The organism is Haloarcula sp. CBA1127 (genome assembly GCF_001485575.1).
Classification (GTDB): Archaea; Halobacteriota; Halobacteria; order Halobacteriales; family Haloarculaceae; genus Haloarcula.
Genome location: NZ_BCNB01000002.1, coordinates 137,124 through 152,515 on the forward strand (window position 1 = coordinate 137,124; position 15,392 = coordinate 152,515).

A 15,392-nucleotide genomic window follows, 5' to 3' on the forward strand; every position below is an offset into this window, starting at 1 on the left:
CGAATTTCTTATCCTATCTTCACATTCTTATCGAATTCTGACACAACTACGCTTCCTGTATTGTCCGTCACCCGAACAGCGGTGTCCGTATCGAGTGCCACAGCGTCCGCAACCTGTTCCGTTCCACGTACTGGAACGTCGACCCGGTCGACGTCCGGGATCAGACAGTCACGATGCTCGGCACGTTCGAGCAGGACGTCTCCGCTGGGGAAGTGCCAGACCCGCGTCACGGCTCGGAACACTGGCAGCGACGTCGGCGCTTCGACGTGCCTGATAGCTCCCTTCTCCGTCAAGCGACGTTGTACGTCCATCATAGCTGAGCTGAATCGGCGGGAGCTATTGGCTCGCAACTGCCCGAACGACGGGCAGAGACCGACCGTGTCGGCGTCTGTGTGATGTCCGTCATGTGTCTCCCCGAGTACCGTCCGTCGACCGATGGCACTCTATCGGAACGACCGCGGGAATGAGCAAATACTAAACTGTTTAGCAACGAAGTCCCTCTGACACCAGGTGTTTACTATTGAACCCTCTATCCAAAACGCGGCAACTGACGCACCCCCTCCCCGACCGGTGGCGCCAACTCGAACGAGCGGTCACGCATAGCGTCAGTGGTCTCAGTGATAGCTCCGTGCACGGGAGGATCAGATGAGCGACGCCGGGAGTCCGCTCGACACGGCACAGGTTCTCGTCGTCGGTTCGGCGAACTGGACCGAGCCGTTCTCAGCCGCTCTCCAAGCGAGCACTGAGGCCGCTATCCTCACTGCTGGGACAACATCGGACGCTCTGGATACGGTTCGCCAGCGCTCGGTTGACTGTCTCGTCACGGGAGAGACACTCGACGACGGGAGTGGCATTGGGCTGGTCCGACAGCTCCGGGAATCGGCTCCCGACCTTCCAGTCGTCCTCGGAACCACAGACGGAAGCGAGGCCCTGGCGAGCAAGGCAATTCAGGCCGGCGTTTCCGACTACGTCCCCCTCACAGGGACAGACGGCCTGCGGATAGACGACCTAATCGAGCGAACCGGGAACGCGCTCCAGTCCGCTCGTCGAGCGATCACGCAGCGCGAACGGGCACGCCAGTTCGACGCCGTTTTTCACGACACACAGACGGCCACGTGGGTCCTCGATCCGGACGGCTCGCTCGCCCGTGTGAATCAGACGGGACGAGCAATGATTGACAAGGACGTGGACGCAGTCATCGGTAACCTGTTCTGGACGCTACCGTGGTGGTCACAGTCCGACGCGACAGAACGCGACATCCGGAACCTCGTCGAGGCCGCACGCGACGGGCAGTTCGGTAACGCAGTCGTTCACCGGCTGGCAACGGCTACGGACCGCGTTATCGAGCTTTCAGTCCGTCCGGTCGAGAACGACTTCGGCGAGGTCACCTCGATCGTGATCGAAGGGATCGACATCACGGAACAGGTCACCCTCGACCGTGACCTCCGTCAATCTGAGGAACTCCACCGGGTCACGCTCAGCAATATGACCGACACCGTCCTCATGACGAACGAGGCCGGGGAGTACACCTACGTCTGCCCGAACGTCCACTTCATTTTCGGCTACACCGACGACGAGATCCGCGAGCAGGGAACAATCGACACACTCCTCGGTGAGGACCTATTCGACCGAGCGGACCTCGCTGAGACGGGCGTTCTCAAAAATATCGAGTGTACTGTCACCGACAAAGCGGGTCACGAGCACACACTGCTGGTCAACGTCCGCGAAGTCGCGATTCAGGGCGGGACGCTGCTGTACAGCTGCCGGGACATCACGAAACGGAAACAGCGCGAGGAAGCACTGGCGACGCTGCAGGAAACCGCACGGAAGTTCCTCTACACGGAGACCAATCAGGAGATCGCCCAGCACATCGTCGATGACGTGCTCAGTGTGTTCGATGTCTCCGCGAACGCCATCTATCTGCACGACGCTGAGACGAACGAACTCCAGCCTGTCGCACAGTCACAGGCGATGACCGAACACCATGGGCCACTTCCGGCCGTCCGCACGAACGACGACACGCTTCCGAGTCACAGCTTCGTCAACGACGAGACACTCGTGTTCGACGACGTCCACACGTCGGACCGGCTGGAAAACCGGGCGACCGACCTCCGTAGCGTCATGTTCATTCCGCTGGGCAACCACGGCGTGTTCGTCAGCGGCTCGACAGCCGTCGGGGTGTTCGACGACGTGACACAGGAACTCACCGACCTGCTCGCAGCGACCGCCGAGGCTGCCCTCGACCGGGTCGTCCGAGAATCTCAGCTCCGGGAACAGGACCGCGAACTCCAGCGGCAAAACGAGCAACTGACCGCCCTGAATCACATCAACAACACGATTCGGGAGATCGACCAGACGATCGTCAGCGCCGAAACACAGGAAGAGATCAACCACACTGTCTGTGAACGGCTGACTGACACGGACCGGTTCAAGTTCGCGTGGATCGGGAGCGTCGATCCGGGCGGTACTACCGTCGAACCGCGAGCGTGGGCCGGCAACGAACAGGGGTATCTCGACAGTCAATCAATCGCCGTCGCGGACTCCGAGACTGAGCCCGCAGGCCAGACGGCTGCGACCGGCGAGGTGACGATGATCCCTAACGTCGCCGCCGACCTCCGAAACGCGCCGTGGCGGTCGGACGCGCTCACGCGCGACTTCCTCTCGGTGTTGAGCATCCCGCTTGTGTACAACGACCTCAGGCACGGCATCCTCACCATCTACGCGGACACGAAAGACGCGTTCGACGAGACAACGCGCACAGTCTTGCGCGAACTCGGCGAGACGATTGCCTCGGCGCTCAGCGCCATCGAACGGAAACACGCGCTGCTTACGACGTCGGTGACTCGCGTTGAGTTCGACATCGATGACGAGCGATTCCTCCTGTCGCGACTCGCTCGGTCGGCGGGGTGTTCCCTCTCCTACGAAGGCGGCATCCAGCACGCGCCGACTGGTAACAGCGTGTTCGTTACCGTCGAAGACGCTGACGTGCGCACGGTCGCGGCGGCTGCCGTGGACATGACATCGATTGACGACGTGACACAGATCAGTGACGACGACACCGAGACCGGCGTCCTGCGACTGGAGTTGTCACAGCCGTTCCTCGCCTTAGAACTGGCCGACCACGGTGCTATCTTCCGGGAAGCGACTGCGGACCCGGACGGCACGACACTCGTCGTCGATGTGCCACAGAGCGTCGACGTTCGAAACATCGCACAGTTGGTCGACAGCACGTTCTCCGGCGTCGAACTCAAGCGCAAGGAGACGCTCGAACGGGGTATCGAGCAGGACCGGGGTCCGGAGTTCCTCACGGACCTCACGGAGCGCCAGCTCGAAGTGATTCAAACCGCCTACTACAGTGGCTACTTCGAGTCACCGCGCACGAAGTCCGGCGAGGATATCGCGACGATGCTCGAAATCTCTCCGCCGGCGTTCTACCAGCACGTCCGGACTGTCCAGCGGAAGCTGTTCACCACACTGTTCGAAGACCTGAGCGTCTCGGGTCTAGAGTCGTGAAGGGGTTTAATAATAAACAACCCAATCTCACCCTGCCTCTTTATTTAACCTCTGAATATTCCTTTGATGTCCTTCTATTCCTTAATCGAGTACTGGCGGCCTGACACCGTCACTCGTGAATACACATGAGAGATGTAGAGCAAGACCACGACGAGGAGACACCGTACGAGTGCTTTGCGTGTGGCAAAGTCATCACTGCAGAGAGCCAACCGGAGAACTGTCAGGACTGTGGCGGTGAAATGCGCAATCGACTGACACCGCTGGAATAACGATGGGATCGGAACTGAGCTCAGCTTCTCCTTCGGAAGACTCGTCGACGCCGTCCGAGCCAGAATCAGCGCTCGAAACAGCCCGTCTGCAACTCCACCGAGCCGCGGACCACCTCGATATCGACCCGAACATTGTCGAACGACTGAACCATCCGCGAAACGTCCACGAAGTCACTGTTCCGATTGAGCGGGACGATGGTACAGTCGAAGTGTTCACCGGGTATCGAGCCCAGCACGATAGCGTCAGGGGACCGTACAAAGGTGGGCTTCGCTATCACCCCGATGTGACGAGAGATGAGTGTGTCGGACTCGGGATATGGATGACCTGGAAATGCGCGGTCATGGACCTGCCCTTCGGCGGCGCGAAAGGGGGTATCGCCGTCAACCCGAAAACGCTGAGCCGAGACGAGAAAGAACGGCTCACCCGCCGGTTCACACAGGAACTCCGCAAGGTCATCGGCCCGAACCTGGACATTCCCGCCCCGGACATGGGAACAGACCCACAGACGATGGCCTGGCTGATGGACGCCTACTCCATGCAAGAAGGCGAAACGATTCCGGGCGTCGTCACCGGGAAGCCGCCGATTGTCGGTGGGAGCAAGGGACGCGAGGACGCGCCCGGTCGGAGCGTCGCGATTATCACACAGTTGGTCTGTGAGTACTACGACCAGCCACTGCCGGAAACCACGGTCGCAGTACAGGGCTACGGTAGTGTCGGTGCGAACGCAGCACGGTTACTCGACGAACGGGGCGCGACTGTCGTCGCGATCAGCGACGTGAACGGGGCAATGTACGACCCCGCCGGAATCGATACGGCGTCAGTGCCGTCACACGACGAGGAACCGGAAGCGGTCACCGAGTACGCCGACACCGTGATTTCGAACGACGAACTGTTGACGCTGGATGTCGACGTCCTCATCCCGGCCGCACTCGGGAACGTTATCACCGAGGCCAACGCGGACGACATCGCCGCGGATTTCGTCGTGGAAGGCGCGAACGGTCCGACCACGTCCACTGCTGACTCCATCCTCGCTGACCGAGATGTCATGGTGATTCCGGACATCCTAGCGAACGCCGGTGGCGTCACGGTGAGCTACTTCGAGTGGCTACAGGACATCAACCGTCGGTCGTGGTCACTTGAGCGCGTGAACGACGAACTCGACGAAGAGATGCGGGCGGCCTGGGACGCAGTCCGGACGGAGTTCGAAAACCGCGACATCACGTGGCGCGATGCGGCGTACATCGTCGCCCTGTCCCGTATCGCGGAGGCCCACGAAGCGCGTGGGCTCTGGCCGTAGCACTGTTTCTGTCGGTTCCAGCACTGTCACTGTCGGTGCCGAGAAACCGCGACCATCGCTTCCCTCAGTAGCGGAACTCGAACTGTGCCCCGCCAGCAGTGCTCTCCGTCACACGGACAGTCCAGCCGTGCGCTTTGGCGATGTCCGCCACGATCGAGAGTCCGAAGCCAGTGCCCCCTTTGGTAGATGTCACGCCGTGTTCCAGTACTTCCTCACGCTTCCCCGGCGGAATCCCGTCGCCGTCGTCCGCGACGTAGAACCCGTCACGGCCGTCTAGTTGCCCGACGGTTACTGTGACATCTTCTCCACCGTGTTCGATAGCGTTTCTAAAGAGGTTCTCGAACAGCTGCGTCAATCGGCCGGCGTCACCAGCCACTGTCGGGATCGCCTCAGCAACTGTCAGCGTTGCGTCAGCGGTGTCGACGTATCCCCACGCCTCCGTCGTCACGGTCTTGAGATCGATTTGCTTCGTATCCGTAACTGTGCTCTCGCCGCGTGCCAGCGTAAGGAGGTTGTCGATCAACTGCTCCATACGGCCATGTGCCGATTCGATTCGGTCCACGTGACTGAGGTCACCTGTCTCTTCGACGATGTCGAGAAAGCCGATAGCGATGGACAGCGGGTTCCGGAGGTCGTGGGCGACAACACTGGCAAACTCATCGAGCCGCTCATTCTGTCGCTGGAGTTCGGTTTCCCGGCTTGCGCGTGTGAATGCCGCCTCGACAGTCGCACCCAGTATCTGGAACAGGTCCACGTCTGTAGCAGAGAACGTCTGTTCCTGTGTCGTTCCCACGCCGATAAGCCCAAAGTCGCCCAGAGGCACGAACAGGCCACTCCTGAGTTGTGCGTCAGCCTGGCCGAGTGTCACTTCGGACTGGAGATCGTCGTATTTACGCAACTCCGACGCCTCGAACGCCTCCCACGCAAGCGCCTCTCCGGACTCCAGCCGCGGGAGCTCACCGAGCAGTTCTCTTGTGGCTGCACTCGCCGTCAGCGGGACGAGCTCGCCGGCTTGGTCGGCATACTCCCAGATCCCGGTGAGTTCGAACCCGAGAATATCGACGGCAGCCTCGACAGCGATGTCGCCGATTTCGGCACTCGACTGTGCGCCACTGAGCCGCTGCGCAGTCGCCTGCAGTGATCGGAGCTTCGACTCTAACTGCTTCTGTTCGGTGATATCCTCCAGAACGGCCAGTATGCTCGTTATCTCCCCATCCGGAGCAGTGATTGGGGCAACCGACAGGAGTAGATCCAGTTCCTCGCCGTCTTTCGTTTCCCGCCGTATCTCCTTGCCGCGAATCGGCTCGCCGCTCAACGCGCGTTGCCGGTGAGAAGCGAACTCAGCCTGCTGCTCGTCCGGGACCATCGGATTGAACTTGCCAAGCACTTCTTCCCGCGACCAGCCGAACATGTTCTCGGCCCCGTCGTTCCAGCGGATGACCGCTCCGTCCGTGTCGATTTCCATGACGGTGAGCGGCGTCGCCTCAATGAGTGATTCGAGTCGCTGGTTCGTCGTTTCGAGTTTGCGTTGTCGGTCGACCTGTTCGGTTACGTTGCGGGCGATACCGACAATCCGGACGATCTCATCGCCGAGCATAACTGGTGCGAGGCTCGTGTCCCAGAACCGCGCGTCGTCAGCGATGTCCAGTTCTTCCCGATACGAGATCGGCGCACGCTCCTCGAAACAACGAGTGTAGTTCGCCGCGAGTTCGGCACCACGCTCGTCACCGAAGATCTCCCGTGGTGTTTCCCCTCGAACCTCGTCAGTCGTGAGACCTGTCTGTGACTCGTAGCCGGGGCTGAGTCGCGCAAACTCGAACACTGGATCGTTACCAGTCGTATCGACGTCGAGCATGAATATGGCGTCACCGGAGCTGTTGAGCAGTGCCTCGTACTCTTCAGCAAGTTCCTGATGCGCTCGCTCCTGGGCTTTTCGCTCCGTGATATCCTGAAAAACGCCTCGAAGCACGGGCTCATCGTCCTGTGGGTCGTCGACGCGTTCTCCCCACGCCCGAACGTCGCGCACGTCGCCGTCGGTCCGAACGATCCGGAGATCGATGTCGTACGGTTCCCGGTCCGCAATCGTCTGCTCGACTGCCTGCGAAATCTTTTCCCTGTCGTCAGGGTGATAAAAACCAAGCGCGTCATCGAGTGACGGGTCGTACTCGTCGTCAACGCCGTGAATCCGACGGACGCCGTCAGACCAGTCGAGGCTGTCTGTCGACGGGAAATACTCCCACACACCGATATCTGCGATATTCTGTACCCGCTCGAACAGGAATTCCTGGCGCTTGAGGTCAGTCTGGTCCTGCATCCGTGATATTTCGGCGCTCACGAGCTCCGAGAGTAGCTTCACGAACGTTTGCTCAAGCGCTCCGAAGGGCGCGACTCGCGTTGTCGGACTCGAAAAATTGACCGTCCCGTACCGGACTCCATCGACGATGAGTGGCACGCCGATATACGATTCCAGCTCCAACTCACGATACGCAGGGTGGGTTTCTTTGCCATCAGCGACAGCATCTGCGAACGAGCAGACTGCATCTGTCCCGACCACCTCCGCGCAGTACGTCGATTCGAGGTCGAACTGGTCCTCGGATTCTATTTCCGTATCCGGGGCGTGTACTGCCCTGACCGTGTAATCATTGCCCTGAACGTGTGAGACGATTCCGATGTTGAGCCCGAGCGTCTGGCAGCCAAGTTCGAGCAATTCTTCGAGGCGCGCCTCAGCAGCGATATCACCCTTTGCCATGACAGTCTGGAGTTCCCGAAGTGCATCCCGCTCCTGCTCTAACTGTCGTTTTGCCATGCTCTGTTCGGTGATGTCACGGGCAACGACGAGCACCTGCCGATCATCGTCGCCCCGGAACGGTGTGACGCGGACGTCTAACGTCCGCTCGCCACCGCCGGTCGTCACATCGATTTGCAGGTCTGCGTCGTACAACCCTGTAACGCCACCGTCGCTCTCGATATCAGTGACTGTCGATTCGACCGCCGCTGTGAACCGCTCGGCATCGGACTTGGACATCCGGTCTCCCACGACTGCTTCCAACTGTTGTCCCGTTATCTTGGTCGATTCTCCCCCGGTAACCAGTCGTCTTGAAGCGGTGTTCGCGAACTCGATTGTCCCTTCGTCATCGAGAACGAACACAACGTCGTGGATGTTTTCGAGGATCGCTTCACTGCGCTCTAACTCCAGTTCTCGTTCCCGCTCCGCCGTGGTTTCCCGTGAAAAGACGGTCAGACCGTCATCGTCGGGAAAGACTCGTATTTCGACCCAGTAATCCAACGGTTCGCCAAGGTACTGTTCGAACGACACCGGGTCGCCGGTCTCCATCGCGGTTCGGTATTTCTCTTCGAGTTCCGTTCCAACTATCGAGGGGAACTCTTCCCAGATAATCGTCCCGACGATAGTTTCCGGTTCGCGGTTGACGCGCTTTGCCATCTTCTCGTTTATATATTCGATCCGCCACTCGCTATCGACGGCATAAATCCCGTCAGTTGCCCGCTCCAGCGTTCGTTGGAAGCGGTCGGACAGTCGCTCGGCGGCCGCTTGTTTGTGGGCGGCTTCGGTGAGCGTCTGGATGCGGCTCGCAAGCAACTCGAAACTGTTCTGGCCCGCGTGGACCGGAACGTAATCGGAGACCCCCGCCTGTGTCGCTTCGCTTGCAATTTGCTCGCTCCCTCGGCCCGTAAACAAGATCGTCGGTAGTTCGTACTGCTCCGTTCGTAACCGATCTAGGAGGTCGATTCCCGTCCCGCCCGGCAATGAGTACGATGTGACCACGCAATCGATAGCCGAAGTTGCAAGCGAGTCGAGAGCAGCCTCGATACTCCCGACTGTTGTGACGTCAAAGCTAGATGAGATATTCAGGAGCTTCGTCTGCGCTAATTCAGCAAAGTCACCATCATCGTTTACATACAAAACGTGAATGGAATCGGGAGTCCCGCCACCTGCATAGGCCATTGCCACAACTATGTATCGAGCTTTTATGAATCCACTGCGCCAGTTCTTATATGTGATATTATAATAGGCGATAATATCTGTGCCAGCCAACCTAACTACGTCTCGAGCGGCCTGTATGCACTCATTCGGATAGTTACCGAAATTCAACAAATAAATGACGGCCCTATCGGAGTATATATTCTGATACTTGGGTCAGCAACTTTATCGTCCGAAATTAGGTACATTCGATATTGTGCCAGAGATGTCGAGTATTGCTGTGCTTCATGTTGATGATGAACCGGATTTTTTAGATGTGGCAACCGAAATGCTCGAACAGCAATCCAGTAAACTCGACGTTATAACTGCAACAAGTGCTGCTGAAGCCCTCGACCGACTTGCTACCAACCCCGTTGACTGTCTTATCAGCGACTACCGGATGCCCGGGAAAGACGGTATTGAACTCCTCGAAGTTGTCCGCGAGGAGTTCCCTGATCTCCCGTTTATTCTCTTCACCGGGGAGGGAAGCGAAGCGGTCGCCGGCGACGCCATTGCCGCCGGTGCAACCGATTATCTCCGGAAAGGGCACGGAACGGAGCGATACGAACTCCTCGTAAACCGTATCGAAAACGCCGTCGAACAGTACCGCACCAATCAGCGTGCTGCTGAACTTGAGCGGGTCCGCGCGCTCGTCAGCAGCATCGACCAGGCTCTCATCCGAGCGAGTTCGCTATCGGAAATCAAAACTCGTGTCTGTGAGATCATTAGCGACTCTGAACCCTACCTGTTCGCATGGATCGGCGAGCGGGATCCTGACACAGACCGAATCGAGCCACAGGCATGGGCCGGCGTCGAGGACGAGTACCTCGATACTATTGTTGTCACTGCGGACGACTCCCCGACCGGACGAGGTCCCGCGGGCACGGCCGTTCGTGAACGACGTATTGCGACGTCACAGAATATTCAAGACGACCCGGCGTTCGAGGTCTGGCGAGAGGCGGCACTCGACCGCGGTTATAGAAGCACCGCTGCAGTTCCGCTGGAATACAATAGCACTCTGTACGGTCTCCTGTGCGTCTATTCGTCCCGTTCGTTTGCCTTTAATGGGGACGAACAGGAGTTACTCGGCGAACTCGGGGATAGCATCTCGCACGCCATGCACTCGCTGAAGATTCGAGACGAACTGCGTGCAGAGCGGACCTTTATCCACCAGGCACTCGATTCACTTGCCGACATATTCTACGTGCTCGATTCTGCGGGCAAAATCCAGCGCTGTAATGAACAATTCACAACGCTGTCCGGACACACTGATGAGCAAATCACGAATCTCGACGCGGTCAGTCTTTTTCCGGAAGACGAACGGGACGCAGTCGCCGAGGCAATCGAGGAGGCGCTCACAACGGGGCACTCGACCATCGAAGCGGACTTCCTTACTGGAGCGGGGAAACGTATTCCCCACGAATTCACCGGTGACCGCTTGACGGATCAGGACGGTAACCTGATAGGGCTTGTCGGCACCGGTCGAAATATATCCGAACGGCAAAAGCGTGAACGGGAACTGCAGGATCAGAAAGAACAGCTAGAGCAGTTTGCCGCTACTGTCAGCCACGACCTGCGGAACCCGCTAAACGTCATCCACGGTCGGCTAGATCTCGTTCAGGAAGCGCATTCGAGCGATCACCTTGCTGTGATAGAGACAGCGACTGAACGGATGGAACACATTGTCGAGAACCTCCTCTGGCTAGCGCGGGAGCAACGGGAAATCGGTTCACTGGAACCTGTTGCGATAGAAGTCGCTGCCGAGGCGGCGTGGAAGCTTGTATCTGATCCTGCAGATGAGGCCGAACTGCACTCCGATTGCGAGGCCGATACCCAGCCACTAATAAAAGCGGATTCCGACCAATTCCGGCACCTGCTGGAAAATCTGTTCAGGAACACGATCGATCACGCTGGCCTGGATGTCACTGTCGTTGTCGGCGGTATCTTCGATGACACCAACGGATTCTACATCGAAGACGACGGCCCTGGAATCCCCGTCGAGGACCGCGAAAAGGTGTTTGAGGCTGGCTACTCGACTTCCGAATCGGGGACTGGTCTGGGCCTCAATATCGTCAAACGAGTCGCTGACGCACATGGCTGGGATATTCGCGTAACCGAGAGCTCGATGGGTGGGACGCGATTTGAGATCACGGGTCTCGAACTCGTGGAATAACTCACTATTTAGAACCGTACTGTTTCGAACCGGTCATCGGGCTTCCTGTGCGTTGGTGGATTCACCTTTACTGAGTTACTTACCTCCACCGAGCTGGCTACGATTTCTACTTCTCTGCCACGTGCTGCTGGATTGAATTTCCCTTCCGTTACACATCCAGGGACTCGGAAATCACAGGAACTAGTACAGATGCAAGTGTCCAGTCATCGTCCACCTCGATGCCGCAATTGCGGACGCTCAGTGACCGCATAGCTAATAAAATGGCATAAAACGTCATAATCGTTATTTCGTACCAACTGTATGTTACTTAATGCGGTTCTGGTCCCCGCGCCACCTCCCCCCACTGAATCCGATCACGTTCATCAAACGGTCCGGGTCCAGAACCCGTCGACGCGGATAACGACCCCGAATGGTGCGGTGCACACCACTCCCCCCGGCTGCCCACCATTCCTATGCTGTTGCATGGGATGTCCTTCTCACGCTATCAGATGGAAACAACGCCAGTAACAAATGAGTGGCTTGCGACCAAATCAACAGACGGCGTGGGGATATCATAAACACTTTATATACACTCGTATCGGAGCTAGGTGGGTTCTGTGCCCTGCCCAATCGCACTGGATTCACCCACACGATTGCTTCGGGCTGGAATCCGTCGTCGGTTTCGACGACTTCCGATGGGACGTTGCCCCCCATTTCTCCCACCCCCACAGCAACGTCCCATCCTTGTACGTGATTGGCGGAGCCGTGCGTTCTGGGGATGATTGTGTTGAGCGAAATTACAACTATGTTCGGAGTTAGCATAAATCACATGTCGAACGGTGCATTACAGTTACTCGGGTTCTGGTCCCCGCTTTGGGCCGCTTCCTACTTTGCGCCCACTCGCCCCATCCCATGTCTCGGGTCCAGAACCCATCCGTGCCTCTGACTGCAGTGGGTGGCACAACACGGTGCCCATCGCCACCCGTCATCCGATTTCGCGCAGGCGTGCAAAACTTGCTATCCCTGCTTTTGAGGGGAACTGCTGTTACTGTGAGTCGGTAGCCTTGTTCGTTTCACTGATAATATCCGCGAGTTCCTCGCGATCGAACAGCTGTTCGCCCTCGGGAATCTCTGGAAGCTCGCCAGCGGTGATCTCGCCCGGCCACTCACCGAATTCGTTGGGATAGAGCTGCTTTCCGAGCATCTCTGTCTGGAAGAGATTGATAATCGGACCCTGATAGGCTGACCCGCCGACGTATAGTCGGTCCTCCTGAACGGCGGTGAGTTCCTGCCCCAGCGAACTGTCTCGCATCCCTTCAACTGTCTTTCGGAGCGCATCCTCTCCGTTCCAGTCGCGGTAATTGACGCCGAAGTGGAACACGAGCACGTCGGGATCGACCTCCAGCAGTGCCTCGTAGTCGACCTGGATCCCGGACTGGCCATCGTACTCGCCCTCGAACGCGTCGACAATGCCGAGATCTCGGTACTGTTTTTTCCCGTATGCCTTGTCGATCTCAGTCCTGGGGTTGTAGGCACGGAAGAACCCCTCGTTGTCGGGTTTATTTGCGCGTTGAGCAATCCGACGCTCGGACGGTCGGACACCGGTGGAACGCGCGACCGCATCTCCTGTAGCGCCTGCTCGTAGAGGGTGTTGATAGCAGCGGCTGTCTCGGACTTTCCGAGCAGTGCTCCGTATCTGCTGACGAATTCGGGGATATCGTAGTAGGCGTAGGACTCACCACCGGGCCAGGTGGGCCAGTCGTCGCCGCGTTTGCGGCGGCTGGCGTTCCCAAAGAAGGGCCCAATCGAATCGTTGATTTCGGAAATATCGCCCTCGTCAGCACCATAGTACGAAATGAACCGGTTCGGGTCAGTAGCGAACAGGTCCGGGTCGAGTTCATAGAGAACCTCGGTTCTGAGTGACCAGTCGTCTGTCCGGACCAACTCCAGCGACTCGGGATCGGGGACGTCTACGCCGGGAAGCTGGTCGTAGAAGCCGGTGAACCAGAACTGGTTGCCCTCGGCGGCGATGAGCTTGTCGGCTTCTCCCAGTGCAGTCAGGATGTCCTCCTCAAACCCCCACCCGCCGACAATAGTCTCCGGACTCGACTCAAGTCTGAGGTTGCCCACCGGCGCCATCGCCCCTGAATAGGACCGGTCAGTTCGTGCCCGGGTTTCGTCTGCCTCGGTGCCCCCACTCGAAAGCCCAGTACAACCTGCGAGCGAGCCAGTGGTCAGCAGCGCGGTCCCGTACTTTACGCACTCTCTCCGCGTCGACCACGTTTTGTCCTGATTAGTCTCCGCCATGGGTTTTAGCCCAGCCTAAAATAACAAATACCCTTCGATTTTTAGCCAGCCCTAAAAATAGGGCAGCCCAGCCATGCGAAACGAGTCGTGGTTGCCGGGACGAGCGGGTCATCTCTAATCCGAGATCCTTTTGTGCTAGGAGGAGTTCCATTAGCGGGGTATGAACGAGTTACGTACTGGACTGAGTTACGGGGACGTGCTTCTCGTCCCGAAACGATCACCGGTCGACAGTCGGAGCGACATCGACCTCTCGACGCCGCTTACGCCGACCGTCGAACTGGACACGCCGCTCGTCTCCGCGGCGATGGACACCGTTACCGAGGCGGAACTGGCAATCGAGCTTGCGCGCTCGGGTGGGTTCGGGGTACTACACCGGTTCCTGACGCCCGAGGAACAGGCCGAACAGGTCGAGCAAGTGAAAGAAGCAGGCGAACAGATCGGCGCAGCAGTCGGCATCAACGAGGATTACGTCGCCCGGAGTGCGGCCGTGATTGCGGCCGGTGTCGATGCGCTCGTCGTCGACGTGGCCCACGGTCACCTCGACCGGTCGCTCGATGCCGTCGAAACCCTCGCGGACGAATTCCCCGAGACCGACCTCATCGCCGGCAACGTCGCGACGCCCGCGGGCGTCGAAGACCTCGCCGCCGCCGGGGCCGACTGTGTCAAAGTCGGTATCGGACCCGGGTCCCACTGTACCACCCGGAAAGTGGCGGGTGCCGGTGTCCCCCAGCTGACCGCTGTCGATGACTGTGCGACAGCCGCCGAAGATCTGGATGTCACCATCTGCGCGGATGGCGGGATTCGCACGTCCGGTGATGCAGTGAAGGCCCTCATGGCCGGGGCAGATACTGTGATGCTTGGGAGCCTCTTTGCCGGCACAGAGGAGGCCCCCGGGGCGGTCGTCGAAGTCGATGGGACGCGGTACAAGCGGTCACGAGGGATGGCGACCACTGCGGCGGCCGAGGACCGCGATGACAAGCAGAACAACGTCAGCGCCGACGAAGGGGTTGAGGCACTGACCCCGTACAAAGGCTCGGTCGCTGCTGTGGCCGAGGAGTTCTGTGCTGGCATCCGCTCCGGGCTCTCCTACTGTGGCGGGCATACCATCGCTGCGGCCCGCGACAAGGCGGAGTTCATCCGTGTCGCCCAGAGTGCGAAGGAGCGCGAGGGGTTCCACACGGACCACGACTGGGAAGGCGTCAACGTGGAGAGTGAAGTGACACAGGTCCGCGACGCCGGTACCGAAGCGACAGTCGACAGCGACGACTGAACCGGTACTACGCTGTTCAAGAAGCGCGCCTACCTACCGCCGTCGGTGTAGCCGCCGTCGTTACTCGCTGTCTCCACCGGTCGCTGCCGGGCCATCGTCCGCTTCCTCAGCGCTCTGTAGCAGGAGATCGGTCCCGGCTGCGGCGACCATCCCGACACCAACCGCGCGCAACTGTCGGCGATACGCTGGCTTCACCGTGAGCTGGGACGCGTTCTCGAAGTTCTTCCCGATCATACGCTTGATAAGCTTGACACTGATCTGTGGGAAGAGTGCAGTTACGACGCCCTGAACGAGTACCATTGCCGCACTGAGTTTCCGGTTCTTTTGACTGCCCATCATACGTATAAATATAGTTCCAAGTGGGATTACCATTGCGCCTAATCCACTGCTGTGAGAAACGTAGAAATTGTTTTATTGTCCCTTACAGCGAGCCGGCAGCTCTAGTCTCTCGCAGGTTGTTTCTCCGCCTACTGACAGCGTCTGATAGTGAATTTTCTATGCCATTTCGGCATCGACCGCACTACATCGTCCGGTTGTCCCGGTACCCAGTCACAGGAATCAGGATGAAACCACACCGCCCTAACTCACCGGGTTGTATACCACC

The 15,392-nt window shown here is 58.8% G+C and carries 9 protein-coding genes; 5 read left to right on the forward strand and 4 right to left on the reverse strand.

The annotated features are described in order from the left end of the window. Nucleotides 1–8 precede the first annotated feature (8 nt). On the reverse strand, nucleotides 9–314 hold the full coding sequence (locus AV059_RS01655) for a hypothetical protein (protein WP_058991723.1): 306 nt from the start codon (nucleotides 312–314) through the stop codon (nucleotides 9–11). 331 nt (nucleotides 315–645) lie between these two features. Between AV059_RS01655 and AV059_RS01660 the strand changes: the two genes are divergently transcribed. From AV059_RS01660 to gdhB, 3 genes are all read left to right on the forward strand, one after another. Then, a complete protein-coding gene (locus AV059_RS01660) occupies nucleotides 646–3,513 on the forward strand; it encodes a bacterio-opsin activator domain-containing protein (protein WP_058991725.1) in 2,868 nt (955 codons plus the stop codon). 125 nt (nucleotides 3,514–3,638) lie between these two features. Beyond that, the gene (locus tag AV059_RS21810; protein ID WP_005533309.1) at nucleotides 3,639–3,782 is read left to right on the forward strand and encodes a rubrerythrin-like domain-containing protein; all 144 of its coding nucleotides are present in this window, start codon (nucleotides 3,639–3,641) and stop codon (nucleotides 3,780–3,782) included. Nucleotides 3,783–3,784: 2 nt separating this feature from the next. Continuing rightward, a complete protein-coding gene (gdhB, locus tag AV059_RS01665; RefSeq protein ID WP_058991727.1) occupies nucleotides 3,785–5,080 on the forward strand; it encodes a glutamate dehydrogenase GdhB in 1,296 nt (431 codons plus the stop codon). 64 nt (nucleotides 5,081–5,144) lie between these two features. Here gdhB and AV059_RS01670 read toward each other — a convergent pair whose 3' ends face one another. Beyond that, nucleotides 5,145–9,044, reverse strand: a complete 3,900-nt coding sequence (locus AV059_RS01670; protein ID WP_058991729.1) for a PAS domain S-box protein — start codon at nucleotides 9,042–9,044, stop codon at nucleotides 5,145–5,147. 241 nt (nucleotides 9,045–9,285) lie between these two features. Between AV059_RS01670 and AV059_RS01675 the strand changes: the two genes are divergently transcribed. After that, a complete protein-coding gene (locus AV059_RS01675) occupies nucleotides 9,286–11,232 on the forward strand; it encodes an ATP-binding protein (protein ID WP_058991731.1) in 1,947 nt (648 codons plus the stop codon). A gap of 1,024 nt (nucleotides 11,233–12,256) precedes the next feature. Here AV059_RS01675 and AV059_RS22685 read toward each other — a convergent pair. After that, the gene (locus tag AV059_RS22685; RefSeq protein WP_228841697.1) at nucleotides 12,257–12,598 is read right to left on the reverse strand and encodes a branched-chain amino acid ABC transporter substrate-binding protein; all 342 of its coding nucleotides are present in this window, start codon (nucleotides 12,596–12,598) and stop codon (nucleotides 12,257–12,259) included. A 1,080-nt stretch (nucleotides 12,599–13,678) separates the two neighbouring features. Between AV059_RS22685 and AV059_RS01685 the strand changes: the two genes are divergently transcribed. Beyond that, nucleotides 13,679–14,788 (forward strand): guanosine monophosphate reductase, encoded by a 1,110-nt coding sequence (locus AV059_RS01685; protein ID WP_058991733.1) that lies wholly within the window; start codon nucleotides 13,679–13,681, stop codon nucleotides 14,786–14,788. A 60-nt stretch (nucleotides 14,789–14,848) separates the two neighbouring features. Here the strand turns inward: AV059_RS01685 and AV059_RS01690 are convergent, their stop codons facing one another. Then, nucleotides 14,849–15,127 (reverse strand): hypothetical protein, encoded by a 279-nt coding sequence (locus AV059_RS01690; RefSeq protein WP_058991735.1) that lies wholly within the window; start codon nucleotides 15,125–15,127, stop codon nucleotides 14,849–14,851. Between the last annotated feature and the right edge of the window lie 265 nt (nucleotides 15,128–15,392).

What these genes read in the sequence shown, in the direction of transcription:
- AV059_RS01655 (WP_058991723.1), bottom strand. Translation starts at nt 314, where the DNA reads ATGATGGACGTACAACGTCGCTTGACGGAGAAGGGAGCTATCAGGCAC.
- AV059_RS01660 (WP_058991725.1), top strand. Translation starts at nt 646, where the DNA reads ATGAGCGACGCCGGGAGTCCGCTCGACACGGCACAGGTTCTCGTCGTC.
- AV059_RS21810 (WP_005533309.1), top strand. Translation starts at nt 3,639, where the DNA reads ATGAGAGATGTAGAGCAAGACCACGACGAGGAGACACCGTACGAGTGC.
- gdhB (WP_058991727.1), top strand. Translation starts at nt 3,785, where the DNA reads ATGGGATCGGAACTGAGCTCAGCTTCTCCTTCGGAAGACTCGTCGACG.
- AV059_RS01670 (WP_058991729.1), bottom strand. Translation starts at nt 9,044, where the DNA reads ATGGCCTATGCAGGTGGCGGGACTCCCGATTCCATTCACGTTTTGTAT.
- AV059_RS01675 (WP_058991731.1), top strand. Translation starts at nt 9,286, where the DNA reads ATGTCGAGTATTGCTGTGCTTCATGTTGATGATGAACCGGATTTTTTA.
- AV059_RS01685 (WP_058991733.1), top strand. Translation starts at nt 13,679, where the DNA reads ATGAACGAGTTACGTACTGGACTGAGTTACGGGGACGTGCTTCTCGTC.
- AV059_RS01690 (WP_058991735.1), bottom strand. Translation starts at nt 15,127, where the DNA reads ATGATGGGCAGTCAAAAGAACCGGAAACTCAGTGCGGCAATGGTACTC.